This window comes from Dictyoglomus sp. DH (assembly GCF_055181375.1).
In genome coordinates, this window is the sequence record NZ_CM143706.1 from 37,307 (window position 1) to 61,316 (window position 24,010).

Here is a 24,010-nt window from a genome sequence, read left to right on the forward strand (position 1 = left end):
TTCCTCCTCCCTAAACTAATATAATTTACCAACCTTAATAATATCCACCGAAAGGTATGTGGATGGATTTACCGGATTACCCCCTCTTCTTACCTCATAATGCAAATGAGGTCCTATACTAGTTCCAGTACTTCCAACTCTACCTATAAATTGTCCTTTCTTCACATATTGGCCAACTCTTACAGCATAAGATGAGAGGTGAGCATAGTAAGTAGTAATACCTCTTCCATGGTTTATTTTTATAACTTTTCCATATCCACTTTCCCATCCCACATATGAAACTATCCCATCTGCAGTAGCATATACAGGAGCCCCCCAAAAGGTTACAATATCTATACCTGTATGGTATCTAACCCTCCTAAATATGGGATGAAATCTCCAACCAAATCCTGAAGATATAAATCCAAAGGTAGGCCAACGGGAAGGTGTTACAGCAAGAAGACTCTTTCGGCGTTGAATCTCGTTTTCTACTCGTGCCAATTCTCTCTGTTTTTCATCAATTAATGTTTTTACTTCTATTATCTTTCTTTGAAAATCATATGTATCAATATCAGGTGCATAATCAATACCTAAGGAAACCACTTTTTTATCCTTGGGAGGAGGAAGACTTCCTTTTATACCAAGAATACTCTTAAGTTTTTTCTCTGTTTCCTCCAGTTCTTTTAATTTCTCTCTTAATATTTCTATCTCTTTAATTTGAGCTTTTTGTTTTTCTGTAACCTCTTCTAATACTTCCAAATGTTTAACCCTACTGAATTTGTTTGATGCAATCCTATATAGAGTTAAAGATGTACTAATTATACCAACAATGGCAAATATGACTAAGAGAATTATACTGAGATGAATCCTTCGTGTTTTTGCAGTAGAAGCATCATGGGGAATTATCATTATAGTAAAAAATTTTCTTTTCCACCACCTACTTTTTTTAGCCATATTTACCTCATATAGTTAAAAATTAAAGTTAACAAAGCAAATATTAAAATTTTGTAAAAAATTATACCAAAGAATACAAGATGTGTCAAGAAATAAGATTTTATCTTATTTACCTCATATTTACTCATGAAACAAAAAGAGTATAATTTATTAAAATAAGGTATCTATTACAGGAGGAACAAAATATGACTTTGTTAAAGAACCTTGCAAACACGTTAACAATAACCAGATTTTTTATAGGATTTATCATATCGTATTTAGGGGTTTTAAAAAAGAAAGCTGGTTTAAAACATGCTGTAATTTGGCTAATAATTGCTTGGATAACAGATGTTCTTGATGGTTTCTTAGCAAGAAAGTCAAAAGCCCCAAAGGATTGGATCGGAGAACATGATCTCTATGCAGATATGACAGTATCTGCAGGAGTACTTTTTTATCTTACTTCTTCAGGCTTTATATCCATAACCTTTTCTTTATCCTTTCTTATCATCTCTATAATTCTACTTACTTGGCTTAAGGCAAAAGCAATAGCAGATGGTATCCAAGCAGTACCATACGGATTGATAATTTATACTTCTATTAAAAATGATTTAGCTTTAGGAATCTCTATTGTAATATATTTAATTCTGCTTATAATTATTACATGGCCTCGATTTCCAAAAGAAAAGGTACCAGAGTTTATTGAAGGAATAAAGAAAATATTCAAAAATGAAAAAAAATAGTAAAAGCCTCTTACATCTATCTTGGGAAACAGCTTTCTTTTGGGAAGGCTGTCCTTTATGCTTTTTAGTACAAAAATCTTTAAGAAGTTATATAGAAAATATATTATATGAAAGCGTTAATGATCCATCTCTGAGAGGAAAGATAAGAGAAAAAGGTGGATTTTGTGAGGAGCATTCTTTGCAACTAATTACCTTTAATGACCTCTTAGGTATAAGTATCATCTACGAAGATATAATAAAAAATTACACCTTACCAAATCTAAAAAAGAAAATAATAGCTAATAATATCTCTTGTATATTTTGCGAAAAGGAAAAGGAATACGAAAGACTATATATTCTTGCTTTAGAAGATGTACTTAGAAATAAGGATAGTTTTGAATTATGGAAAGAGAATGCCTATGACTTTTGCCAACCCCATAAAGAGATTATTAAAAATATAGCTCCAGATCTATATGCAAAGATAAAACCTTTCTCAAACACAAAAAGAAAAAAATACCCAGAACATATTTATAAAGCTTTCACATGGGATAGAGATTATGCAGAGCTTTTCTTAAAAAAACTTCAAATGATAAGGTATAACAAAGCAAAATGAAAGAATGCCCCATATGTAAAAAAATAAAAGAGGAAAAAGAAAAATTCTATAAATCTTTAAATAAACCCATTTATCTATGTAAAGAACATTTAAAAGAAGTCCTATTATTAAATCCCAGATTGTACCAAGATAAAGAAATTCAAAAAGAGGATATATGCCCAATATGCGAATTAGAAAAAAAGATTATTTCATACTATAATGGTGATTTCTCAGATCTTTGCCTTTACCATCTAAAAATTTTTGAAGATAAAATTCCAGAAAATACCTGGAAGATACTAATAAAAGAATGGGAAGATTATTTAAAACATATACATAATGTCATTGAAAGCTATAGTTATAACCAAACTTCATTAAAAGAAAATTATGTAATGGAAATATTAGATCTTCTTTTGGGAACGGGCAGAAAGATTAGATAATATTTTCTTAGCATAATCTTTCATCTCATTTAAATAATTTCTTTTCTCTTCTTCAGAAAGAGGAGCAAATTTCAAAGCATAATACAGACCAGCAAATTTTATACCATCTTCTCCCAAAGGGCGCATCATCTCATATAAACTTATATTATCCTTTATTAAACCTTTCTTTTTAAGCTTCTTTATAACTCTTCTAAAAATCCTATCCTCTTGAATAAGCCTAATCCTATCCATTAAATAACGGAAAAGCCATATAATGAACAGAATAGATAAAGCAAATACAACATATCTATACTCTAAGGTTATCTTATATAAGAGGACAAATAAACCCTCAATTACCTTACCCATAGAAGCAAAAAGTACACTTAATAGATTGACAGAGAGGGACTTATCTCTTTCTTCTATTAAGGGAGTGAAAGGTGTAGGATCAATAGGAATCCAACCTACTGGCTCTAAATAAACCTCTACCCAAGCATGTGCATTTTTTACCTTCACCTCATACATTCCAGTCCAAGGATTCAAATCTCCAGGACCATAACCAGTAATAAATCTTGATGGAATCCCAATAATTCTTGCCATAACAGCAAAAGCGGAAGCAAATTGTTCACAATATCCCTTCTTTGTAACAAAAAGAAAATCATCCACTGCATCCATATCATCTGGAAGGGGAGGTATATCAAGAGAATACTCGTATTTTTCTAAATACTTTTTTATTGCCATCAATTTATCCCATGGCTTTTCGTAACTCTTTGTAATTTCAAAGGTTAAATCATATATTCTTCTGGGAAGATTTGGTAACTGAAGATATCTTCTAAACTTATACTTGTCTGGAATTTTAGCATTTAGTAGATCCTTAGCTAACGGATAGATATCCTTATAAAAACTTGTATATATAAGACCCTTTGGTAAATCAAAAGGCGCTCTACATCCCTCTTCACCATCTATAAATATCAGGGGAGACGGGAAATAAAGTCTTTGACTATTATGGGGTAAAAATACTATATTACTTGGTATATCCTTTTCAATAAAATATGTAGCTCTATTTAACATACTTTCAGTGGGAGGATTATTCTTTAAAAGAAATGGCTGAGACATAGTAGTCACATCTTTTATTTCCTCTTCGCTCTGATACCATCCAAAGCCATTGTATGTATCCAAAGCAATTCCCCGATGATATACCTCCCAGGAAGTTAGTACTCTAAATACTAATGTGGAGGATAACATTCCTCTTTGTCTTAAATCTACAAAAGGTGCAAACCCATAATATTCTTCTTTATCAAAAGGTAAAGGAGGGATTTTTCTTCCCTCAGGCAATTTATAGAGATTTGTATTTTGCATACTATAAGGTGAAGATAATTCTCCTTGAATATTTGTAATTCGTGTAATTAATTGAGACATTATATCTTGTCTAAAACCTATATGAATATTCTTAGGCAAGATGGGAAAAAGTAGAAAACCTATAAGTAATACGATAAAAAATGAGATTGCTACCCTTGAAAATGATGGTTTGTAATTATTTAATAAAAATAAGGTAATTACAAAACCCAAGAGATAAAATAATATAAAGACTATAAAAAGGCTTTCACGGGCAAAAATTCCTGAAATAACCATCAAAATTAAACTTATAAAGAAGGAAAAAGACAAATCAAGTCTTGTTGGTAAATCGAGGCTATGGAGAGTATTAAGATTTATAAGAAAAACTCCTAATGGTAACCTGGGATCAAAAGGATTTTTAATGAGTTCCACAAAAAACTGTCTTAAAAGATAAAGCATACCAATAGTCATAAATATTTTTAGAATTACATTATTCTTTCTCCTTCGAAGATAACTAAAAATATAACCAAAAGCTGTAAATAAAAGAATACCCCCAATATATACTGCAGAAAGATTTAAGAAATACCAAACCGAAAGGATAGACATAAAAACAAGATAAAAGATCGCCAGTCTTATTGCAATAGAGTCTTCAATTCTATTATCTCTAACATCTATTCTCTTCCTTTCCATAACCTTAATGATTTTACTTCACTCCAATAAGTTTTTTCAAGCTTGTGTAATAAACAAAAACCTATTTAAAAATTCCTGAGGATCTTCTTTTAATGTATAGATCATAAAATTCTTGCTAAAAATATTCTCTTCATGAAATTCAACCCCTATAAAGTTTTTATGGCCAATTTTCCCATCCCAGAATAAGTAATCCAGTGAGAAAACCAAATCTACCTTATTATGATCATATGAACAATCTTCTTTTGAATTCTCCTTAAGATCCATTTCTGCCAGATAAATCCTTAGATCTTCTATATTTTTTAGATTAATATATTCTTTATCTGTCAAAGCCCTTATGAATAGTTTGGTATTTAAGAAAAAAGATAATAATGCAATAGAATGTACAAATCTTAAAAGCTCATCAAATTCTTTTTCTGCCACTTTATCCTTCTTACCTATTTTATTATCTATTAAAATATAAATTTCTTTTCTCGTTAACTTTTCAAAACTTTTAGAAAGAAGCTTTCCCTTTTTAGCAGAAGCCTTCCAAGCTATTACTTTTAGAGGATCTTGAGGTTGATAATCTCTCAAAGAATGAAATTCTTCTCCTTGTACAGAAGGGATAGAAAAAGAAGTTTTTGTACCCCCTTCACCAACAAGATAGAGATCCTTAGACAATGGATAATATAAAGGATAAACATATGAAATACCATTTACTCCATATTTCTTGTAAAGATATAAAAGTCCTAAGGATCCTGTAAATTTGACTCTCAATTTATTAAAGGATGTAACTCCCCTTTTCTCAAAATTGTACATCAAAGAAATTTCCTTTTTCTCTTTTCTACTTAATCCTCCCACAAAAACCTTATCTTTCCCTAAAAGAATATAAATCTGACTTTTAGGAATATTACCTTTATTCTCGATAAATACGCATATGTTTTCTAAAGTTCCTTCCATTACAAGTTTTGGAGTTTTAATCTCCAACGTCAGAAAAAGAGGTTGTAATATCAATTCTAAAAGATTCCATAGGAAAAGGCTAAAAATGAAAGAAGACATTAGAATTACTGGTACAGAATAAACATTAATACTCACCAATAGAATGATTACATCTAAAAAAAAGAGTAAAAATCCTAATGGTGTGAAATTAATATAAATCACAATACCCTTACCTTTGGTATCTTTACCTTCTTTAAAATATCTTTCACAAGCTCTTCTCTACGAGATCTAGTTGTATTATCTCCTTCCGCTGGCACTATTCTATGCACAAGTACAGGAATAACCATTTTAATTACATCCTCTGGTATCACATATTCCCTTCCATCAAGTAGAGCAAAAGCTTGAGATCCCCTCATCAAAGCAATAGAGGCCCTTGGCCCTGCCCCAAGGGAAAAATTAGAATCTTTCCTTGTAGCATCAGTTATATTTACAATATATTTAAGAATATCCCTATCAATATAAACCTCTTTCACTATATCTTGAGCCTTTAAGAGATCTTCCTTCTTCCATACCGGTTCTATTTTTTCAAGAGGATGGTAAAGTTTTTGATTTTCCAACATTTCCACTTCCTTTTCCAAAGGTAAATATCCTATAGAAAGGGAAATAAAAAATCTATCTAATTGGGATTCGGGCAAAGGATAAGTTCCAAAATGCTCTCTTGGGTTCTGCGTAGCAATAACCATAAAGGGTTTAGGTAAGAAATATAAAACACCGTCAATAGTTACTTTTCCTTCATCCATAGCCTCTAAGAGACCTGCTTGAGTCCTCGGAGATGTTCTATTAATTTCATCAGCCAAAAGTATATTAGTAAAAATAGGTCCTGGCTTAAATTCAAATTCTAAGGTTTTAGGATTAAAAACATTTACTCCTATAATGTCAGAAGGCATAGTATCAGGTGTGAACTGAATCCTCTTAAAATCTAATTCAATACTTTCTGCCAAAGCCTTAGCAAGTACAGTTTTACCAACTCCCGGCACATCTTCCAAAAGTACATTTCCCTTACTAATCAACGCTACAATCATATAATCAATTATTTCATCTTTTCCTATAATAACCCTCTTAACATTCTCTCTTAAAACCTTTATTTTTTCTATTATCTCATTTAAAATAGTACTCTTCATAATAACTATTATCCTCTCCTTAACCTATTAATCATGTGTCTTATAACTGCTATGATACCACCAACAGTCATGACAAAATTAAAAATGTTTAGATAAAATTCAAATGGGAAAAACCATTTAGAGATATAATGAATAAAAACCACTATCTCTAAAATAAGACCCATAAAGAGGATAACTAATATTCCTCTATAAAATTCCATTCCATAACCTCCTTAAATATTTTCACAATTAAATTTTACACCAAAATCTTAACTTATTTATAGCCCTCTTTTTATAAACCTTTACACTACTCGGAGAAAGCCCTAAAATCTTTGCAGTCTTTCTTATGCTTAATTTATTGAAATAAACTAACATTAATATCTCCTTTTCTCTTTTCGATAAACAAGAAAAATCAATTATCTTTTCCTCTTGTACTTCTTCTTTGTAAACCTCAATTTCACCTAATTCCTCCACATATTCTTCCTCATATTTTAATCTTGTCCTTATTCTTAAAAGAGCATAATACAGAGACTTTTTTAAGTAAGAAGATAACTCTCCCTTTTGAGGGTCATACCTTTTTAGGAGCTCTAATAATGCTAATTCACCTTCCTGTTTAAAATCCTCAAAATCTATATCCTTTGTAAAAAGAAGCCCTAAATATTTGTAAAGCAATGGTTTATAAGCCAAGAATAACATTTCTACATTCATTTTTCCCTTCCTCCCATAAAATTTTCTATATTATATTTACTATTTGAAAAATTTTCAAGTATATTTTTACTATTAGTAAATTATAAAAATTGAAACTAAACAATAGTTGATCTAATAAAAAGTGATATAATAATTAGTTAAAAGATAAGAAGGGAGGGCAAATCTTGATATTAAGCGATAGAGATATTAAAAAATATCTAAGAGAAGGAAAACTAAACATACATCCCTTAGATGACCCAGAAAAACAGATTCAACCATCTTCTGTAGATTTAAGATTGGGAAATATCTTCCTCCACTTTAAAGTTGAAGGTAGAGCATATATAGATCCTTCTCAAGATAAACCCCAAGATTTAATGGAAAAAATAGAGGTAGAAAATGGAAAACCCTTTTTCTTAAGACCTGGTGAATTTGTTCTTGGTACCACTATTGAGACAGTTAAACTGCCTGATGATTTAGTGGCAAGGGTAGATGGTAGATCAAGCCTGGGAAGACTTGGTATTATCGTACATGCAACGGCAGGATATGTGGATCCAGGTTTCTGTGGACAAATCACTTTAGAGCTTTCAAATATAAATCGGGTACCTGTTGCTCTATATCCAGGCATGAGAATATGCCAAATATCTTTCTATACACTCACATCTCCCGCCGAGCTTCCATACTATAAAAAAGAGGGAAGTAAATACCAAAATCAAAAAGGGCCAACTGCCAGTAGGCTTGATATAGATTTTTGCAAAAAGGAGGAAAAATAAAATGGAGTGGAGAAAAGTATCTTTTGGAAAAAGAGAGGTTTGTTATGAAATTACATTAAATAACTTAAAAATGATTGTTACTGCAGATGTAGGACCAAGGATACTCTTTTTTGGTTTTAAGGATGGCGAAAACGTTCTATTTCATGATGTAGAAGAAAAACTATCCATTGGCGAAATGAAACTTTATGGAGGACATCGTTTTTGGATATCCCCAGAATCTAAGGATACCTATAATCCTGATAATAGCCCTTGTAAAGTAGTAGAAGAAGAGGATAAAATAAGCTTCATTTCCTTTGACCCTATCACCCAAATGGAAAAGAAATTAAGCATTTTAGAGAAAAATGGTAATTTTATTGTAAGACATATCCTAACAAACAAAAGTAAAACTCTATATCCTGGAGCCATATGGGCTTTAACCTGTATTCCCCCTAAAAAGGGCATTATCTTTTTCCCATGGGGCACAAGAGGAGATTGGCAGCTTAAAAAGATTATTTATTGGCAAAAATGGGGTGAATCAAGTAGTACAAATATAAAAAGTAGTCAATTTGTACCAGAAGAAGATCTCTTTTTCATTTATCCTTCAGGAGAAGAAGGAAAAGTAGGTACCGCTGGTTACGAGGGTTTCGTTGGAGTTACAACGGATAATTATACTTTTATAAAGAAGTTTAATTATATAGAAGGAGCTCTTTATCCAGATGATAACTGTGCTATAGAAGTTTATACATCATCTAATTTTTGTGAATTAGAGACTTTAAGTCCCATGTATACTCTCATTCCAAATGCTGAGGTCATGCATGATGAAGAATGGATTCTACTTCCCTATAAAGTAGATCCCCAAAATGGGTATGAGGTGAGAAAAATCTTGAGGTGACCTAAATGGAAAAGAAATTCATAATAGTTATCTTTGGCGGATTAGGAGATCTGGCAAGGAATAAAATATATCCTGTACTTTATAGTCTTTATAAAAAATATAGGCTTGTAAATTGCATAAAAATTATAAGTACAGGAAGAAGACCTAATATAAATAAGGAAGAATTTTATAAGATATTAAAGGAATCTATAAAATCAGAAGATAACAATTTTTCAGCCCTTTTCGATTTTGTTAAATTAGATCTAGAAAAACCAGAAGATTATATTAACCTCAAAACCGTCATATCTAATTATAAAGATGATGAATATATCTTTTATCTTGCTACTCCTCCTTTTACCTTTGAAAATATAATTAAAAATTTAGGTGAGTTTCTAAAAGATTATCCAAATAAGAAAAAAATTGTTATTGAAAAACCTTTTGGATACGATCTTGAATCAGCAATAAAACTAAATAAACTTTTAAAGAATTATTTCAAAGAGGATGAGATATATAGAATAGATCATTTTCTCGGTAAGGAAACAGTACAGAACATCTTTGGCTTAAGATTCTCCAACATAATATTTGAAGGTATATGGAACAGAAACTTTATAGATCATATTCAAATCTCCGCCTTAGAAGACATAGGAGTTGAAGGAAGGCTCGGATATTATGATAAAGTAGGAGCTTTAAGAGATATGATACAAAATCATTTAATACAAATTTTATCTCTCATAGCTATGGAACCTCCATGCTGTATAGATGAAAAGGCAATAAGAGATGAAAAAGTAAAAGTTTTAAAAAGTATTAGAGAGATAAAATATGAAGAAGTACCAAACTTTGCAGTAAGAGGCCAATACAAAGGATATCTAATAGATGAAAATCTTAATAAATCAAACACGGAAACATATGCGGTAGTAAAATTTTATATTGAGAATATAAGATGGGATGGCATACCTTTTTATTTAAGAACAGGTAAAAAATTAAAGAAAAAAGAAACCTCTGTAATCATAGTATTTAGAAAAATCCCAGGCTTATTTTCTAAAATTTTAGATTGCATTCCCCAAGAAAATATTATTGGTTTTAAAATAGCACCTGAAAATAAAATAGTTTTAAATTTCCAACTTCGTCCCTTAGGAGGGAGTATACTCTCTTGCCCTATGCCTACATCTATGGAATGGAGCGGACCTAACATTGAAGCATATGAAACCCTATTTTTAGATATCATAGAAGGAGATCAAACTCTCTTTATAAGAGAAGATGAGATAGAAAAATCTTGGGAGATTGTACAACCAATATTGGATTTCTGGAAAAATGATCCCAATATCCCTATATATGAACCATACACTTACGGACCTAAAGAGGCGGAAGAGTTTATAAGAAAAGATGGCAGGGAATGGAGGTATCTTTAATATTTGGGAATAATAAAATCTATTAAATTTAAGAAAAATAGTTTTGAATATATCAAACCCTTTAGCATATCAGTAGGAACATCTGTCAGTACTCATAATATAGATGTAATTTTAGAAACAGAAGAAGGGTACACGGGATTTGGTGAAGCATCTCCCTCTTTTAGAGTTTCAGGAGAAAGGGTAGAGGCATTATTAAGGTTAGAGAAGGCAATAAATGACGCTTTAAAAGGAGAAAATACCAGGAAATATAAAAGAATCTTTGAAAAAATAGACAAATTCTTTTCCTATCCAAGTTTGAAAACAGGCATACAATATGCTGTCCTTGATGCCCTATGCGAAGAACTTGGAATACATGTTTGCGAATTTTTTGGAGGGATGAAAGATATAATTGAAACAGATAAAACTATAGGTATAGCATCCATAGAAGAAAGAATTACTGAAGCAGAAAAAGCCTATAAAGAAGGCTTTAGAATACTAAAGATAAAAATTGGAAAGAACATTCATGAAGATCTAGAAGTTATGTAAGAGATATACAAAAGAACAAAAGGTGCCACATATATTTTAGATGCTAATACTTCCTATACACCTAAGTTAGCCATTCTATTTACCCAAAAACTTTTCCAAAAAGGAATTGACATAGCTTTATTAGAACAGCCTGTTCCTATCCACGATAAGGAAGGTTTAAAGTTGGTAAGATTTAATTCTCCCTATCCAATAGGAGCTGATGAAAGCGCAAAAAATAAATACGATGTATTGGATTTAATAAAAAATGAGGCAGTAGATTACATAAATATTAAACTTATGAAATGTGGGATATCTGATGCTTTGACCATAGTTGAAATAGCTCAAGCATCGCATATAGGCTTAATGATAGGATGCATGGGAGAATCAAGTCTTGGGATTAATCAAAGTATTCATTTTGCCCTTGGAACAGGAGCTTTTACTTTTCACGATTTAGATAGTGTTTTCATGCTAAAAGAAGATAAATTTAGGGGTAAATATAAAGTAAAGATACCATATTACGGAGTTAATTAACCATATATATTATGTTATAATATATATGCATTTTATCCATCAATAAATCATAAAAGGGGGTGTAACAGTGAAGGCTGTAATACTTGCAGGAGGAAAAGGTACAAGACTTTGGCCACTTTCTCGTGAAAGATTTTCAAAACAATTTATTAAATTAATCTCTGACAAATCATTATTAGAACTAACTTATGAAAGAATTTTAGATCTAGTACAACCTCAGGATATAGTAACTATAACAAACAAAGAATATTTCTATTTTATAAAAAGTATAACAGATAAGTCCTCCAAAGATATTTCAAAAAATATAATATTGGAGCCTATTGGGAGAAATACTGCTCCAGCTATTGCTTTAGCTTGTAAATATATATTAGAAAGACTACATACTGATACAGATGAAGAGGTATTTGTCTTCCCATCTGACCATTTAATAGAGCCAAAGGAAAAATTTATTGAATATATGAAAAGTGGCCTTTCTGCAGTAAGGGATGGATATATAGTAACCTTTGGAATTAAACCTACAAAACCAGAAACAGGCTACGGATATATAAAAGCAGGAGAAAACTTAGGTAGATACACAAAAGTAGAAAGATTTGTTGAAAAACCATCCTTAGAAACAGCAGAAAAATATTTAAAGGAAGGCTCCTATTATTGGAATGCTGGAATTTTTGCTTTTAAAATTTCCACCATCTTAGAAGAATTTAAAAAGCATTCTCCTGAAATTTATTCGAATCTTTCTAAGAGTTATAAAGAAATTATTGAAAACTTTGATTCAATGCCCAATATCTCTATTGATTATGCAATCATGGAAAAAAGTAATAAAGTAGCTTTGATCCCCATGGAAATAATATGGAGTGACTTAGGCTCTTGGGATTCATTCTATGAAGTAAAAGAAAAAGACGAATATGGAAATGTAGTTTTAGGAGATGTTTATACCTTAGACACTAAAAATTCTCTAATATTTAGTAATAAAAGATTAGTAAGCGTTATAGGGATCGAAGATGCAATAATTATTGAAACAGATGACGCCATACTTATTAGCAAAAGGGGTAAAGGACAAGAAGTTAAAAAGCTTCTTGAAAAGCTTGAAGAAGAAAAAAGAAACGAAATTATATTCCATACTGAGGTATATAGACCGTGGGGAATGTACAAAATTCTTGAAAAAAATAAAGGCTATATTATAAGAAAGTTAACTATTAACAAAGGAGCATCCCTAACTTATCATCTTCACAGAAACAGGTCAGAACACTGGATAATTATAAAAGGTACTGCAGAAGTAATAATAGATGATAGAAAATATTTTATATACGAAGGAGAAAGTATATTTGTACCAAAAGGGAGAAAGCACCAACTTATAAACGCAGAAGACACCCCTTTAGAAATAATTGAGATACAAAGTGGAGATATCTTATTCGATGAAGATATTGAAATATTTACCAGAGATGAAGAAGAATTAGAAGAAAAATTAAGGTAGGAACCAGACGGTTCCTACCTTTTTATTATTTTTATCTCAAAATTACTTTTTCTCTTTTTACTCGATTCACTTCATAAAACTCTTGTGCAATATTTACACAATGATCACTAATTCTCTCTAAATCTATCAATAAATCGCTAAATATTATTCCTGCTATAGGATTACAAATACCCTTTTTAATTCTCTCAATATGGTTTTCTTTTGATTGCCTTACTTTATAGTCAATTCTTTCCTCCCTTAATAAAACCTCATCCAAATAAGATACAGTACTATCCTTTATCATACTGTAAGAATCTCTTATATTTTCATATAACAATTCTCTTAACTCTGATAAATCTTTCCATGCAAATTCTGTAAATTCTACTCTCTCTGAATTTTTCACCTCCACCTTTTCCATTACATTGGTAAGATGATCTGCAATTCTTTCCACATCGTCTACTGCCCTTAAAATTGCATTAAGCTCTTTAGCTTCCCCTTCAGATAAAGAGTCTGTAGAAAGCTGAGTCAGATAGTTTATAAGAGAAGCTTTTAAACCATCCGTGATATCTTCCATAATAAGCACATCCTTGTAGTTTTGTGTGGAATTTTTAAAGAGTGCATCCATTGTAAGATTATACATGTCTTCAACTATTTCCACCATTCTTACGAGTTCGTTTTTAGCTGCTTCTAATGCAGCAGATGGTGTATCTAAAAGTTGAGACTTAAGAAAAGAAGCTTCTTTTTTATATACTCTCTCTTCTCCTGGTAGGATTTTCCTTATTATTCCTGCATATTGTTTAGTAAAGAAGATCCATATAAAAGCCCAAATCCCATTAAATATGGTATGAGCATTAGCTACTTGTCGTGCTACATCTGAAGAAGTCATAGATACCACTTTTTCAAAGAAATTCAAAAATGGAAAGATTAATAAAACTCCTATTACATTAAAAAATAGATGAGCAAGGGCAGTTCTTTTTGCAGAAATATTAGTCCCTACAGATGCTAAAAGAGCAGTAACACATGTACCAATATTGGCGCCTAAAATTATAGGTACTGCTGAGGAAAAATCCATAGCTCCTTTTGCTGCAAGAGCTACCACTATACTTGTTGTAACACTACTGCTTTGTATTATTGCTGTTATTCCCGCACCAGTTAGGATACCTAGTATAGGATATCTTCCCATGGCTATTATTGCATTGTGAAAAGGACTCCATGATCTTAATGCATGAAGAGATGACTCCATAAGAAAAAGTCCCATAAAAATCATACCAAAACCTAAAATAGCCTCTCCCACATTTCTTACATATTTTCTACGTCCTAAAAACAAAGTTAAGAATCCAATAAAGAGAAAGTAAGGAGCTGCTGTGGTAAGTTTAAAGGCTACCAATTGAGCAGTAATAGTAGTACCAATGTTAGCCCCAAAAATTATCCCCAAAGCTCCTTCTAAGGTTAAAAGTCCAGCATTAACAAATGTAACAGTTAAAACAGTAACCGCACTACTACTTTGCACAATAGCAGTAACTAAAGCTCCAATAAAAAGTCCTTTAAAGGGTGAAGAATTGAGTCTTTCAAAAATACTTCTGAGACGGGGTCCAACAGCTTTTTCAAGGCCTGAGCTCATTTGGAGGATTCCATAAAGGAAGAGGCTAAAACCACCTAAAAGAAGCCCTACTTCTCTGTAAGACAAAGGAAATCCTTCCATAGACATCTTTCTCCTTTATGTAAAAATTATATGACCATTCGTATTATACCATTAATAAATCACCTACCTTGATTTTTAATATATTTTTAATCATCTTTAAAGAAAATTTTACAATTTGTATCCTTCCCAGATAACTCTTAAGCTTATTGGTCTTTTCCTATAATATGGGGATTTTTTAAGTAATAAATATCTTATCGTTGGCCTAAAAAGTTTTATAAAAAACAATCTAAATCCTAAACTTTTCTTTACATCTTCCACATAATCATCTATGGTTCTCCTCTGATAATGTAAAAGTTCCTCACTTTCTTTAGTATCCATCCAATCAGTAGCAAAAGGAACATTAGAAAATGCTTCCTCTGGAAGCATTCCTACTCCTATTCCTTCCAATACTTTTTCTACTATCTCCCTATAATAATATTGGCATCTTGGGCCTCCCCCAATAAGTAACACCTTTCTCCATACATTCTCCCTTCTAACACCTTTAGCAATTGCATACCCCACATCTTTTGTATGCACATACTCCATTCTGTTATTAAGAGGTACATCAAACATACCCACATCAAGCTTTAAATTAATAGGAAGAGAAGCTGCAAGTCTATATATACACCACTCTAAATTAGATTTTTTAATCATATTTTCACATTCAACCTTATGCTTTGAATAATGCTCAGGTGGATTTACAGGATCATCAGCTTTTCTTGGAGGATTAAGATGTTGAGTGAAACCATACACGTGTACAGAAGAGGTAAAGATTAACTTCTTGGGAAAAGGTAATTCCTCCATTGCAGTGATTATATTTTTGGTACCTAAGACATTAATCTGATAAGCAATATCAGGTACCTTCTCAGATTCCATTCCTGTTGCAGAAAGTTTCGGAATAATAAAAGCAAGATGTACTACCACATCCTGTCCTTCTATACCCCTTTTTACCTCATCTTTATTTCTTATATCTCCCCAATATACCTCAATACTATCTCCATATTTCTTTTTCAAATTTTTAAAGATCCTCTCATTTCTCCTATTTTTTAAATCAAAACACCTTACCTTATCTCCCTGTTTAATCATCTCCTCAATAGCACTTAAACCTATGTTCCCAAAGGCACCAGTTATAAAAACCTTCATAACTTTGATTCCTCCTTTCTTATACTTGAAATTATCAAATTCACACCTTCTCTACTTATCCTTCCCCAATCGGAATCCCTATCAAAAATCTGCTGTAATATAATACCTATTGAATAAGAAATTATAAGTGATGAGAATATTTCTGAATCTATATCTTTAAAGCTTTCTTCCCTTTTCCCCCTCTCTATTAAAAGAGAAAAATACTCTTTATATTTTCTAAAATAGTCTCCAAGCTTATTAAGAATCCTTTCATCGTTAATTCCTTTTCTAAGAAATTCCAAAAAGAGATAAAATTTTTCCTTAGATTCTTTAAATATATCCTCAAAAATAATCGTGGTCCTTAATAACCCATTTATAACTTTGTCCTGCTCTTTAAAATAACTTTCAATTCTTTGTGAAAGATCTGAAAGCCATCTATCAAGAATCTCTAAAAAAAACTCCTCCTTAGTAGAGAAATAATGGAAAAAAGCCCCTTTACTAACTCCTGCCCTTTCACATATAAGAGAAACACTTGTAGCATCATAACCTCTCTGAGAAAACAATTCTTCTCCAACCATAATGATCCTTTCTCTTGTATCCATTTTTTAATATCCTCCTTCATACCAACCAGTCGGTATTATATTATAACATAAAAATAACAAAAATGTACTACAGATTTAACTTATTATCCTTGTTTTTCATATTTAGTAGTTCTATAATTAATAGTATGATAAATATGATAAATAAAGGAGGTAAAACAGATTGAAAAGAAAAATATTCGGAATAGCTACTCTCAGTGAAAGAGGACAGATTGTAATTCCTCAAGAAGCTCGTGAAGAATTTAATTTAAAACCTGGCGACAAATTAATCATAATGAGCTTTGGGCCAAAAGCAGGACTAATGATAATAAAGGCAGAAGAATTATTGGAAATTTTCTCAGAAATTAGTAAGGACCTTTCAGAAATTGAAAAGTTTATCTCCACATTAAAGGAGGGTAAAAAGGATGAAGGTGATTGAAGTAAAAGACTTAGCAAAAACTTACTATTCTCCCTTTGGAAATATAGAAGCAGTTAAGGGTATATCTTTTGAAGTAGAAGAAGGAGAAATCTTTGGATTCTTAGGACCAAACGGGGCAGGAAAAAGCACTACAATAATGATGCTTACAACTCTACTAAAGCCTACACGTGGTACTGCCAAAATATTGGGATATGATATAGTTCATCAACCAAACCAAGTGAGACAAGTTATAGGATATGTGTCCCAAGACCTTACTGTAGATGATTCTCTAACAGGTTGGGAAAACATGTATCTTCAGGGTAGGTTCTATCATCTACCTAAAGACGTAATAAAAGAGAGAGCAGAAGAATTATTAAAACTACTTAAAATTTATGATAGAGCCAAGGACAAAGCAGAAACATATTCAGGAGGAATGAGAAAAAGATTAGATATTGCTATGGGACTAATTCATAGACCCAAAATCCTGTTTTTAGACGAACCTACATTAGGTCTTGATGTTCAAACACGACAAGATATATGGGAATATGTACAAAAAATAAGAAAAGAAAACAAAATGACCATATTTCTTACTACCCATTATATGGAAGAGGCCGACTCTTTGTGCGATAGAATTGCTATTATTGATAAAGGAGAAATAAAGGCATTAGATACTCCTAAAAATCTAAAAAACTCTATTGGAGGAGATCTCATACTTTTAACCATAGAAGATAATATACCAGAAAAATTAGAAAGATTTAGAGAAAAGATAAAAAGTTTAGACCCTGTCAAAAATGTTAGTTCAAAAGATGGTAAATGCAATATAGTCGCTTCCAATGCTGAGAGATTAATTCCAGTCATTTTCTCAATCGCTTTTGAGATGGATATTAACATAACATCAATAACCATGAAAAAACCTTCTCTAGATGACGTTTATTTAGCATATACCGGAAAAGAGTTCAGAGATGAGGAAGGTTCAAGAGAAGATGCCATGAGAATGAGAAGATTAGTGAGGAGGACGAGGTAATATGAGGAAACTAATTTATGATACTTATTCTGTAATGTGTAGAGAACTTAAACATTGGCTTGATCAAAAAGTAAGGATATTGGTAACAATATTTCAACCACTAATTTGGCTTGCTTTAATGGGTAACGTTATGGCCAAATTAACGGATAACCCGTTTAGTAGACAAGCTTTTGGAGGTGCAAACTACCTATCCTTTATGACTCCAGGTATTATAGTCATGACCTCTCTTTTTGGGGGAATATTTGGAGGTATTTCCGTTGTATGGGATAGAAGATGGGGATATCTTCATAAAATGTTAGCATCTCCCATATCAAGGACTGCTATACCACTTGGTAAAATGCTTGCTACCGCTATTCAAGGAGCCTTTCAATCATTAATAATAATTATCATAGCAACTTTATTTGGAGTAGAATTTTCTACAGGAATTTCAGGCATAATAATTATAATATTTCTTGCCGCATGTTTTAACTTTACAATGGCAGGACTATCTATAGCTATTGCATCAAGAATAAAAACCATGGAGGTTTTAACTGCAGTTATCAACTTCCTCACCATGCCTCTTATGTTCTCCAGTAGTGCCATGTTTCCAATTCAAGTTATGCCAGACTGGCTCGCTACTATAGCCAGATTTAATCCTATAACCTATGTAGTAAACCCATTAAGAACTCTTGTAATATCAGGATGGGAAATAGGAGATTTAATAAAAGGGTTCTTATATGTAACATTTTTAGCATTATTAATGTTATTTATTGCAAGGCATGAATTCAATAGAAGTATAGCTTAAATTTAAAAAAGAGGGGAAAGTAAGTTTCCCCTCTTTAAAATCTATTCTATATATTATAAATCTCAATCATTTTCTTAAGTTCCTCTTTTATAGAATCTTTTAAGGATTTAGGTTCTAAAACTTCAGCGTGTGATCCATAACCTATGACCCATCTTTTTATCTCTTCCTCATTAGCTGTAACCTCATATAATATGCTTCCATCATCAAGCTCTTCAATTTTTTGTGTCTCATGCCATATTCTTTCCTTAATCCATCTTGCTTGATATGAATCAAACTTTATTTTCACTGTTGTTGCACTGCCCTTATATATTCTAAAAGCTGATTTAATATACTCATAAAAATTAAAATCCTTAGGCATCTCAAACTTCTCTTTTAAAATTTTTACACTTTCAATCCTATCTAAAGCAAAATCCCTTATCTCATTTCTTAAATGACAAAATCCACAAAAATACCATATCCCCTCATAATTGTATATATGGTAAGGATCAACCTTTCTTTCTTTCACCTCATCAGAAGAAATAGTATGATATTTTATTAATATTCTATTTTTCTGTGTAATTGCTCTAAAAATTTTCTCAAAAGTATCTTTAATATCAACTTTTGGCTTAATAAAGTTAAAAGGTATAGAAAGAGCCATTCGCAATCTTTCTGAAGATATAACTACCTTATCAGTTAATATGGCTTCTAATTTCTTTTGTAGGCTTTCAAAATCTTTTTCAAGAGGAGTATTTTTAAACTGGTTAATTAAATTGGCTGTAATAATAAGCGTAAAAATTTCACCTTCAGTTAATTTGGGAAAGAAAAATTCAGGTTTCTTTTCAAAATAATATCCATTCTTTTTTCTACTATAAAGAATCTTAAAACCTAAATCTTCTCTTAAAGTACGAATATCTCTCTTTATTGTTCTATCACTTACAGACAATCCTAAGTCTTCCTTTAACCTTCTTTTTATATCTTTCAAGCTTATATTATCACGTTCAGATAAGTATTTTAGAATAAGACTTATTCTTGCAAAAACTTTTCGAGAACTTATTTTTAAAGTTCTTTTCATTAAATTTATCTCTCCTAATATTACCTATTCAGATAATACAAAGAATAATTTAATATGGTTGCAAAAGATAACCACAATAAATATGGAATAAAAAGCAACCCTGCCCAACGATCTATCTTATAGAATTCTATAGTTGTGATTATAGCAAAAACAAGCAATAATAAGATTACAAAAAGGGCTAACAATCTTTTTTCATAAACGAAGAAGATTGGTGACCAGATAAAATTCAAAAACAATTGAATACTAAAAAATATTAATGCTAATTTAACATTTTGACCAACTTTCAAAACTCTATATAAAGAAATTCCCATTAAGAAATACAAAATTGTCCAAACAGGCCCAAAAAGCCAGGATGGAGGAGCAAAACTTGGTTTAACTAATTTATCAAATACTTCTTTTGCATTTCTGGAAAAAAATCCAGATATACCTCCAACTAATAAAGGAATAGCAATACTGATTATTAATTTAAGAATATCCATAATATTACCTCCTCACCCAAAATATTATTCTACAAATTTAAAATGTGCCTTCTTAAAAAATCCAACGCATTTATAGTAGTATATAATCTAATTCTATTTCGATCCCCAGAAAGTTTCAACTCTTTATGATTTTCAGCTCCATTCATGTAGAGCCCCAAATAAACAAGTCCTACAGGCTTATTAGAAGTTCCCCCCTCAGGCCCAGCAATTCCAGTAGCAGAAAGACCTATATCTGCTCCTGACATCAAAGCCACATTTCTTGCCATCTCTAATGCACACTCTTTACTAACAGCCCCATATTTTCTCAAAGTCTCTTCCGAAACATTTAGCCTCTTAATCTTTGCTTCATTACTATAAGCAATAATTGCCTCTTTAAACACTTTTGAAACCCCAGGTACATTAACAATTCTTGATGATATCATTCCTCCTGTACATGATTCAGCAATAGCAAAAGTTCTTCCTTTCTCCATCAATAATTTAACGACTACCTCTTCCAGAGTAACATCTCCTTCTCCGTAAATAAAGTCTCCTAATCTTCTTCTTATCTTTCTCTCCACTTCTTCTATTAATTTCTCTGCCTCTTCTTTACTTTTTGCCTTAGCTGTTATTCTTAAAATAGCCTCTCCTTCTTTTGCATATGGAGCTATTGTCGGATTGGTTTGATTTTCTATTAGATCCTTTACCCTCTCTTCCATAAAACTTTCCCCTAAACCACAGATTCTTAATACTTTTGACTGAATAGTCTCGGAAGAAAGAGTAAGAAGATATGGTACCACGTATGTTTCAAACATAGGTATCATCTCTCTTGGTGGACCAGGAAGAAGAATAAGTATTTTTCCGTTATTGTCATAAATTATTCCAGGAGCTGTTCCCCAATCATTTGGTATCACTTTGCTCCCTTCAATCATATACGCCTGTTTTATATTTCCTTCTGTAAGAGGTAAACCTCTTTTTTCAAAAAACTCTTTTATTCTATTTAAAGATTCCTCATGTAAAATTAATTTTTTACCCAAAAATTCGGCAGAAACTTCTTTAGTAAGATCATCCTTAGTAGGTCCAAGCCCTCCTGTGGCAATTACCATGTCACTTCTTGAAAAAGCAATTTCAAGAGCTTTCTTTAATCTTTCTGGATTATCTCCTACAGTAGTATTGAAATATACCGTTATACCAAGTTCAGCAAGTCGTCTGTTTAAGTATTGTGTATTGGTATTTAAAATATCTCCAAGAAGAAGCTCTGTCCCTACTGATAATACTTCACAAATCATCTCTATTTTTCCTTCCTTTTAAAAGTTATTTTTACATGATATTATTATAATAGTTTACAATAATTTTTAATTATGGTTAATTAAGGAGAAAAACATTGAAATATTTTAATCTTCTATTGAAGATTAAAGACGCAACAAAAAGGTCTGAAAATCTTGAAGACTGTATAAATAGAATAAATAATGAACTTAGACCTTATAAGCTAAATATTTATTACCTTCCAAGTCCCAAACATATAAATTCTGAAAATGAATTTTCAAAACTTATACAAACATCCGAAAAATCTTTAACGTTAATAATCAAGGGAGAAGAGAAGCTTACAAATTTAGACATTGGCCTATTTGAGATTATCTTCCTTGAAATAAAGGAATTTTTAAAAGACTTAAAAGTTAAAAGTAAAAGTGAAAATATAAGAAAAATCTTAGAAAAGATATTAGAAGAAATAGAAAAAGTGGTAAGCTACACATCTGCAAATATTGGAATACTTTATGAAGATAAAATTAAATTTTTAGCTTTTAGAGGATATGAAAAATACAATGTAGCAGAGTTTATCAAGACTTTAGAACTGACAGAAAAAGAGTTTTACACAATAAAAACCGTTATATCCACCAAAAGTCCCCTACTTATAGAAAATACTGATGAATATCCTAATTGGGTATATATACCAGAGACGTCTTGGATTAAATCTCATCTGATAATTCCTATCATATATAACAATAATCTTATGGGTATCATAGGTCTTGATAGTGACAAGCCCTATTCGTTTACTCAAAAAGATATAGAAAAACTATATTTCATGATACCTATTATTGGTCTTGCAATAGAAAATGCCAAGTTATACGAAATATTAGAAAAAGAATTAGAAGAGAAAACCATAGAAGAAAGAAGAGCAAGATCCTCATTATATCAAGTAATAAAAGTATCTTCCGAGCTTGTAGAACTAAAAGACCCATATACCTCTGGACATCAAAAAAGGGTTGCTAAAATATCTTCAGTTATAGGGAAACTGTTGGGTTTCACTCAAGAAAGGATAAGGTTTTTAAATATTTGTGCTTTATTACATGATATAGGAAAACTTTCTATTCCCTCTGAGATTTTAAACAAACCAGGTCCACTAACTCCATTGGAGAAGAGACTCGTAAATACACATACAGAAACAGGCTATAATATCCTGAAAAGAATAAATATTTTACAAGAAGTGGCTCCTGTAGTATATCAACATCATGAAAGAATAAATGGATCAGGATATCCTTTAGGCCTTAAAAATGATGAGATTCTTATAGAAGCAAGGATAATAGGAGTAGCAGATGTGTTAGAAGCTATGACATCTCATAGACCTTATCGTCCCCCCTTACCTTTAGAAGTTGCTATAGATGAAATTAATAATAATAGAGGTATTTTATATGATCCTGATGTGGTTGATGCTTTACTATATGCCATAGACAAAGGGAGGATAAGACTATGAATTTAAAAGAGATGATCAAGGAAATACTTCCAGAGGTAATCGAGCTTAGAAGAAGTTTTCACATGTATCCTGAGTTAGGATTTCAAGAATTTAGAACCTCGGAAAAAATAGCAGAATATCTTGAAAAAAATGAAATTGAGGTAAGGAAAAATGTGGCTAAAACAGGAGTCTTAGGCTTATTAAGGGGAAAAGAAAATGGAAAGACTATCTTATTCAGAGCTGATATAGATGCTTTACCTCTGGAAGAATTGAATGATGTCCCATATAAATCAAAGAACAAAGGAGTTATGCATGCATGTGGACATGATGGACATACAGCCATACTATTAGGCACTGCTAAAATTCTCAGTAAACTTAGAGATCAATTAAAAGGAAATGTTAAATTTGCATTCCAACCCGCTGAAGAGCTTCCTCCAGGTGGAGCAGAACTTATGATTAAAGAAGGAATCCTTGAAAATCCATATGTAGAGAAAGTTTATGCACTCCACCTATGGAATCTTTTACCAAAAGGGAAAATAGCGATAAGAAAAGGGGTATTCTGCGCACAAGCAGATGCCTTTACTATAAAGATAAAGGGTAAGGGAGGACATGGATCTGCTCCTCATCACACTATTGATCCCATTATCGTAGCAGTAAATATGGTTCAAGCCCTTCAAGCCATTCCATCAAGAGAGATAGATCCTTTAACTCCATTTGTACTAAGTGTTTGTAAAATTCAAAGCGGTAATACCTTTAATGTAATTCCAGAGGAAGCAGAAATACAAGGTACAGTAAGAAGCTTTGATGGAAAAATAGCAGAAAAAGTAGGAGACAGAATTAAAACCATATCTCAAAAAATAGGAGAAGCCTTTGGCTGTAAGGTAGATCTGGAATATCAATTTGGATATCCTCCAGGGAAAAATGATGATCATGAGACAGAATTTGTTAAAAATATAGCTAAAGAAGTTATAGGTGAAGATAATATAGAGGAAATGACTCCTTCCATGGGAGGAGAAGATTTTTCATACTTTTTGGAAGAAAGGCCTGGAGCCATGTTTTTTCTTGGCTCAAGAAATGAAGAAAAGGGCTTTATTCATCCCCACCATTCAGCCTATTTTGATTTTGATGAAGAAGCCATAGCAATTGGTATAGAAATATTTGTTAGAATAGCGTTACAAAATCTGATATAATTTTTGTGAAAATAAAAAATGTTAAGAGGGAGGAAGTAATAA

24 protein-coding genes and 1 pseudogene are annotated in these 24,010 nt (G+C 31.6%); 13 read left to right on the forward strand and 12 right to left on the reverse strand.

Annotated elements, in window-relative coordinates:
* Positions 1–15: 15 nt before the first annotated feature.
* On the reverse strand, positions 16–933 hold the full coding sequence (locus ACY3JJ_RS00175) for a peptidoglycan DD-metalloendopeptidase family protein (protein ID WP_463091806.1): 918 nt from the start codon (positions 931–933) through the stop codon (positions 16–18).
* A gap of 185 nt (positions 934–1,118) precedes the next feature.
* Here ACY3JJ_RS00175 and ACY3JJ_RS00180 point away from each other — a divergent pair, with 185 nt between their 5' ends.
* From ACY3JJ_RS00180 to ACY3JJ_RS00190, 3 genes are read left to right on the forward strand one after another with little or no spacing between them, the layout of a single operon-like run.
* Entirely contained in the window at positions 1,119–1,652 is a 534-nt protein-coding gene (locus ACY3JJ_RS00180) for a CDP-alcohol phosphatidyltransferase family protein (protein WP_463091807.1), read from the forward strand.
* On the forward strand, positions 1,639–2,244 hold the full coding sequence (locus ACY3JJ_RS00185) for a DUF6062 family protein (RefSeq protein WP_463091808.1): 606 nt from the start codon (positions 1,639–1,641) through the stop codon (positions 2,242–2,244). The genes ACY3JJ_RS00180 and ACY3JJ_RS00185 overlap by 14 nt, the downstream gene beginning before the upstream one ends.
* The gene (locus tag ACY3JJ_RS00190; RefSeq protein ID WP_463091809.1) at positions 2,241–2,660 is read left to right on the forward strand and encodes a hypothetical protein; all 420 of its coding nucleotides are present in this window, start codon (positions 2,241–2,243) and stop codon (positions 2,658–2,660) included. The genes ACY3JJ_RS00185 and ACY3JJ_RS00190 overlap by 4 nt, the downstream gene beginning before the upstream one ends.
* On the opposite strand, the gene ACY3JJ_RS00195 is transcribed toward ACY3JJ_RS00190, so the two are convergent.
* The 5 genes from ACY3JJ_RS00195 to ACY3JJ_RS00215 form a co-directional block, all read right to left on the reverse strand.
* On the reverse strand, positions 2,622–4,661 hold the full coding sequence (locus tag ACY3JJ_RS00195; RefSeq protein WP_463091810.1) for a transglutaminase TgpA family protein: 2,040 nt from the start codon (positions 4,659–4,661) through the stop codon (positions 2,622–2,624). The genes ACY3JJ_RS00190 and ACY3JJ_RS00195 overlap by 39 nt on opposite strands.
* A 36-nt stretch (positions 4,662–4,697) precedes the next feature.
* Positions 4,698–5,732 carry a DUF58 domain-containing protein gene (locus ACY3JJ_RS00200; RefSeq protein WP_463091811.1) on the reverse strand — a complete coding sequence of 345 codons (1,035 nt, stop codon included), beginning with the start codon at positions 5,730–5,732 and terminating at the stop codon, positions 4,698–4,700.
* A 62-nt stretch (positions 5,733–5,794) separates the two neighbouring features.
* Positions 5,795–6,757 (reverse strand): AAA family ATPase, encoded by a 963-nt coding sequence (locus ACY3JJ_RS00205; protein ID WP_463082781.1) that lies wholly within the window; start codon positions 6,755–6,757, stop codon positions 5,795–5,797.
* 8 nt (positions 6,758–6,765) lie between these two features.
* Complete coding sequence (locus tag ACY3JJ_RS00210) at positions 6,766–6,957, reverse strand: hypothetical protein (protein ID WP_463082782.1); 192 nt, start codon at positions 6,955–6,957, stop codon at positions 6,766–6,768.
* Between the two features lie 28 nt (positions 6,958–6,985).
* The gene (locus ACY3JJ_RS00215) at positions 6,986–7,444 is read right to left on the reverse strand and encodes a sigma-70 family RNA polymerase sigma factor (protein ID WP_463091812.1); all 459 of its coding nucleotides are present in this window, start codon (positions 7,442–7,444) and stop codon (positions 6,986–6,988) included.
* Positions 7,445–7,608: 164 nt separating this feature from the next.
* Here ACY3JJ_RS00215 and dcd point away from each other — a divergent pair, with 164 nt between their 5' ends.
* The 5 genes and pseudogenes from dcd (at position 7,609) to ACY3JJ_RS00240 (ending at position 12,955) form a co-directional block, all read left to right on the forward strand.
* Entirely contained in the window at positions 7,609–8,193 is a 585-nt protein-coding gene (gene dcd / locus ACY3JJ_RS00220) for a dCTP deaminase (RefSeq protein ID WP_463091813.1), read from the forward strand.
* Position 8,194: 1 nt separating this feature from the next.
* Positions 8,195–9,064: a hypothetical protein gene (locus tag ACY3JJ_RS00225; protein ID WP_463091814.1), complete on the forward strand. Its 870-nt coding sequence runs from the start codon at positions 8,195–8,197 to the stop codon at positions 9,062–9,064.
* Positions 9,065–9,069: 5 nt separating this feature from the next.
* Complete coding sequence (zwf, locus tag ACY3JJ_RS00230) at positions 9,070–10,452, forward strand: glucose-6-phosphate dehydrogenase (RefSeq protein ID WP_463091815.1); 1,383 nt, start codon at positions 9,070–9,072, stop codon at positions 10,450–10,452.
* Between the two features lie 3 nt (positions 10,453–10,455).
* A pseudogene (locus ACY3JJ_RS00235) lies at positions 10,456–11,487 on the forward strand (L-Ala-D/L-Glu epimerase).
* A gap of 67 nt (positions 11,488–11,554) precedes the next feature.
* Complete coding sequence (locus ACY3JJ_RS00240; protein ID WP_463091816.1) at positions 11,555–12,955, forward strand: mannose-1-phosphate guanylyltransferase/mannose-6-phosphate isomerase; 1,401 nt, start codon at positions 11,555–11,557, stop codon at positions 12,953–12,955.
* Positions 12,956–12,986: 31 nt separating this feature from the next.
* Here the strand turns inward: ACY3JJ_RS00240 and ACY3JJ_RS00245 are convergent, their stop codons facing one another.
* The 3 genes from ACY3JJ_RS00245 to ACY3JJ_RS00255 form a co-directional block, all read right to left on the reverse strand.
* Entirely contained in the window at positions 12,987–14,636 is a 1,650-nt protein-coding gene (locus ACY3JJ_RS00245; protein WP_463091817.1) for a Na/Pi cotransporter family protein, read from the reverse strand.
* A 108-nt stretch (positions 14,637–14,744) separates the two neighbouring features.
* A complete protein-coding gene (locus ACY3JJ_RS00250; protein ID WP_463091818.1) occupies positions 14,745–15,758 on the reverse strand; it encodes an NAD-dependent epimerase/dehydratase family protein in 1,014 nt (337 codons plus the stop codon).
* Positions 15,755–16,339 carry a TetR/AcrR family transcriptional regulator gene (locus tag ACY3JJ_RS00255; RefSeq protein WP_463091819.1) on the reverse strand — a complete coding sequence of 195 codons (585 nt, stop codon included), beginning with the start codon at positions 16,337–16,339 and terminating at the stop codon, positions 15,755–15,757. The genes ACY3JJ_RS00250 and ACY3JJ_RS00255 overlap by 4 nt, the downstream gene beginning before the upstream one ends.
* Positions 16,340–16,499: 160 nt before the next feature.
* Here ACY3JJ_RS00255 and ACY3JJ_RS00260 point away from each other — a divergent pair, with 160 nt between their 5' ends.
* Genes ACY3JJ_RS00260 through ACY3JJ_RS00270 form a run of 3 tightly spaced genes read left to right on the forward strand, consistent with a single transcriptional unit; the run spans position 16,500 to position 18,541 of the window.
* On the forward strand, positions 16,500–16,754 hold the full coding sequence (locus ACY3JJ_RS00260) for an AbrB/MazE/SpoVT family DNA-binding domain-containing protein (protein WP_463091820.1): 255 nt from the start codon (positions 16,500–16,502) through the stop codon (positions 16,752–16,754).
* Positions 16,741–17,757: an ATP-binding cassette domain-containing protein gene (locus ACY3JJ_RS00265; RefSeq protein ID WP_463091821.1), complete on the forward strand. Its 1,017-nt coding sequence runs from the start codon at positions 16,741–16,743 to the stop codon at positions 17,755–17,757. Before ACY3JJ_RS00260 ends, ACY3JJ_RS00265 begins: the two co-directional genes overlap by 14 nt.
* 1 nt (position 17,758) lies before the next feature.
* Entirely contained in the window at positions 17,759–18,541 is a 783-nt protein-coding gene (locus ACY3JJ_RS00270) for an ABC transporter permease (protein WP_463091822.1), read from the forward strand.
* 46 nt (positions 18,542–18,587) lie between these two features.
* Here ACY3JJ_RS00270 and ACY3JJ_RS00275 read toward each other — a convergent pair whose 3' ends face one another.
* Genes ACY3JJ_RS00275 through ACY3JJ_RS00285 form a run of 3 tightly spaced genes read right to left on the reverse strand, consistent with a single transcriptional unit; the run spans position 18,588 to position 21,336 of the window.
* Positions 18,588–19,592 (reverse strand): helix-turn-helix transcriptional regulator, encoded by a 1,005-nt coding sequence (locus ACY3JJ_RS00275; RefSeq protein ID WP_463091823.1) that lies wholly within the window; start codon positions 19,590–19,592, stop codon positions 18,588–18,590.
* Between the two features lie 20 nt (positions 19,593–19,612).
* A complete protein-coding gene (locus tag ACY3JJ_RS00280) occupies positions 19,613–20,071 on the reverse strand; it encodes a TspO/MBR family protein (RefSeq protein WP_463091824.1) in 459 nt (152 codons plus the stop codon).
* A gap of 29 nt (positions 20,072–20,100) precedes the next feature.
* Positions 20,101–21,336, reverse strand: coding sequence for a competence/damage-inducible protein A (locus tag ACY3JJ_RS00285; protein WP_463091825.1), 1,236 nt, complete (start codon positions 21,334–21,336; stop codon positions 20,101–20,103).
* A 95-nt stretch (positions 21,337–21,431) separates the two neighbouring features.
* Here ACY3JJ_RS00285 and ACY3JJ_RS00290 point away from each other — a divergent pair, with 95 nt between their 5' ends.
* Entirely contained in the window at positions 21,432–22,799 is a 1,368-nt protein-coding gene (locus tag ACY3JJ_RS00290; protein WP_463091826.1) for an HD domain-containing phosphohydrolase, read from the forward strand.
* Positions 22,796–23,968 (forward strand): M20 metallopeptidase family protein, encoded by a 1,173-nt coding sequence (locus tag ACY3JJ_RS00295; RefSeq protein WP_463091827.1) that lies wholly within the window; start codon positions 22,796–22,798, stop codon positions 23,966–23,968. Before ACY3JJ_RS00290 ends, ACY3JJ_RS00295 begins: the two co-directional genes overlap by 4 nt.
* Positions 23,969–24,010 lie beyond the last annotated feature (42 nt).

Excerpts from the sequence above, each read along its gene's own strand:
- ACY3JJ_RS00215 (WP_463091812.1), bottom strand. The coding sequence starts at position 7,444 with ATGAATGTAGAAATGTTATTCTTGGCTTATAAACCATTGCTTTACAAA.
- ACY3JJ_RS00185 (WP_463091808.1), top strand. The coding sequence starts at position 1,639 with ATGAAAAAAAATAGTAAAAGCCTCTTACATCTATCTTGGGAAACAGCT.
- ACY3JJ_RS00295 (WP_463091827.1), top strand. The coding sequence starts at position 22,796 with ATGAATTTAAAAGAGATGATCAAGGAAATACTTCCAGAGGTAATCGAG.
- ACY3JJ_RS00175 (WP_463091806.1), bottom strand. The coding sequence starts at position 933 with ATGGCTAAAAAAAGTAGGTGGTGGAAAAGAAAATTTTTTACTATAATG.
- ACY3JJ_RS00285 (WP_463091825.1), bottom strand. The coding sequence starts at position 21,336 with ATGATTTGTGAAGTATTATCAGTAGGGACAGAGCTTCTTCTTGGAGAT.
- ACY3JJ_RS00245 (WP_463091817.1), bottom strand. The coding sequence starts at position 14,636 with ATGGAAGGATTTCCTTTGTCTTACAGAGAAGTAGGGCTTCTTTTAGGT.
- ACY3JJ_RS00250 (WP_463091818.1), bottom strand. The coding sequence starts at position 15,758 with ATGAAGGTTTTTATAACTGGTGCCTTTGGGAACATAGGTTTAAGTGCT.
- ACY3JJ_RS00280 (WP_463091824.1), bottom strand. The coding sequence starts at position 20,071 with ATGGATATTCTTAAATTAATAATCAGTATTGCTATTCCTTTATTAGTT.
- ACY3JJ_RS00205 (WP_463082781.1), bottom strand. The coding sequence starts at position 6,757 with ATGAAGAGTACTATTTTAAATGAGATAATAGAAAAAATAAAGGTTTTA.
- ACY3JJ_RS00210 (WP_463082782.1), bottom strand. The coding sequence starts at position 6,957 with ATGGAATTTTATAGAGGAATATTAGTTATCCTCTTTATGGGTCTTATT.
- ACY3JJ_RS00265 (WP_463091821.1), top strand. The coding sequence starts at position 16,741 with ATGAAGGTGATTGAAGTAAAAGACTTAGCAAAAACTTACTATTCTCCC.
- ACY3JJ_RS00180 (WP_463091807.1), top strand. The coding sequence starts at position 1,119 with ATGACTTTGTTAAAGAACCTTGCAAACACGTTAACAATAACCAGATTT.
- ACY3JJ_RS00275 (WP_463091823.1), bottom strand. The coding sequence starts at position 19,592 with ATGAAAAGAACTTTAAAAATAAGTTCTCGAAAAGTTTTTGCAAGAATA.
- ACY3JJ_RS00190 (WP_463091809.1), top strand. The coding sequence starts at position 2,241 with ATGAAAGAATGCCCCATATGTAAAAAAATAAAAGAGGAAAAAGAAAAA.
- zwf (WP_463091815.1), top strand. The coding sequence starts at position 9,070 with ATGGAAAAGAAATTCATAATAGTTATCTTTGGCGGATTAGGAGATCTG.
- ACY3JJ_RS00225 (WP_463091814.1), top strand. The coding sequence starts at position 8,195 with ATGGAGTGGAGAAAAGTATCTTTTGGAAAAAGAGAGGTTTGTTATGAA.
- ACY3JJ_RS00195 (WP_463091810.1), bottom strand. The coding sequence starts at position 4,661 with ATGGAAAGGAAGAGAATAGATGTTAGAGATAATAGAATTGAAGACTCT.
- ACY3JJ_RS00270 (WP_463091822.1), top strand. The coding sequence starts at position 17,759 with ATGAGGAAACTAATTTATGATACTTATTCTGTAATGTGTAGAGAACTT.
- ACY3JJ_RS00255 (WP_463091819.1), bottom strand. The coding sequence starts at position 16,339 with ATGGATACAAGAGAAAGGATCATTATGGTTGGAGAAGAATTGTTTTCT.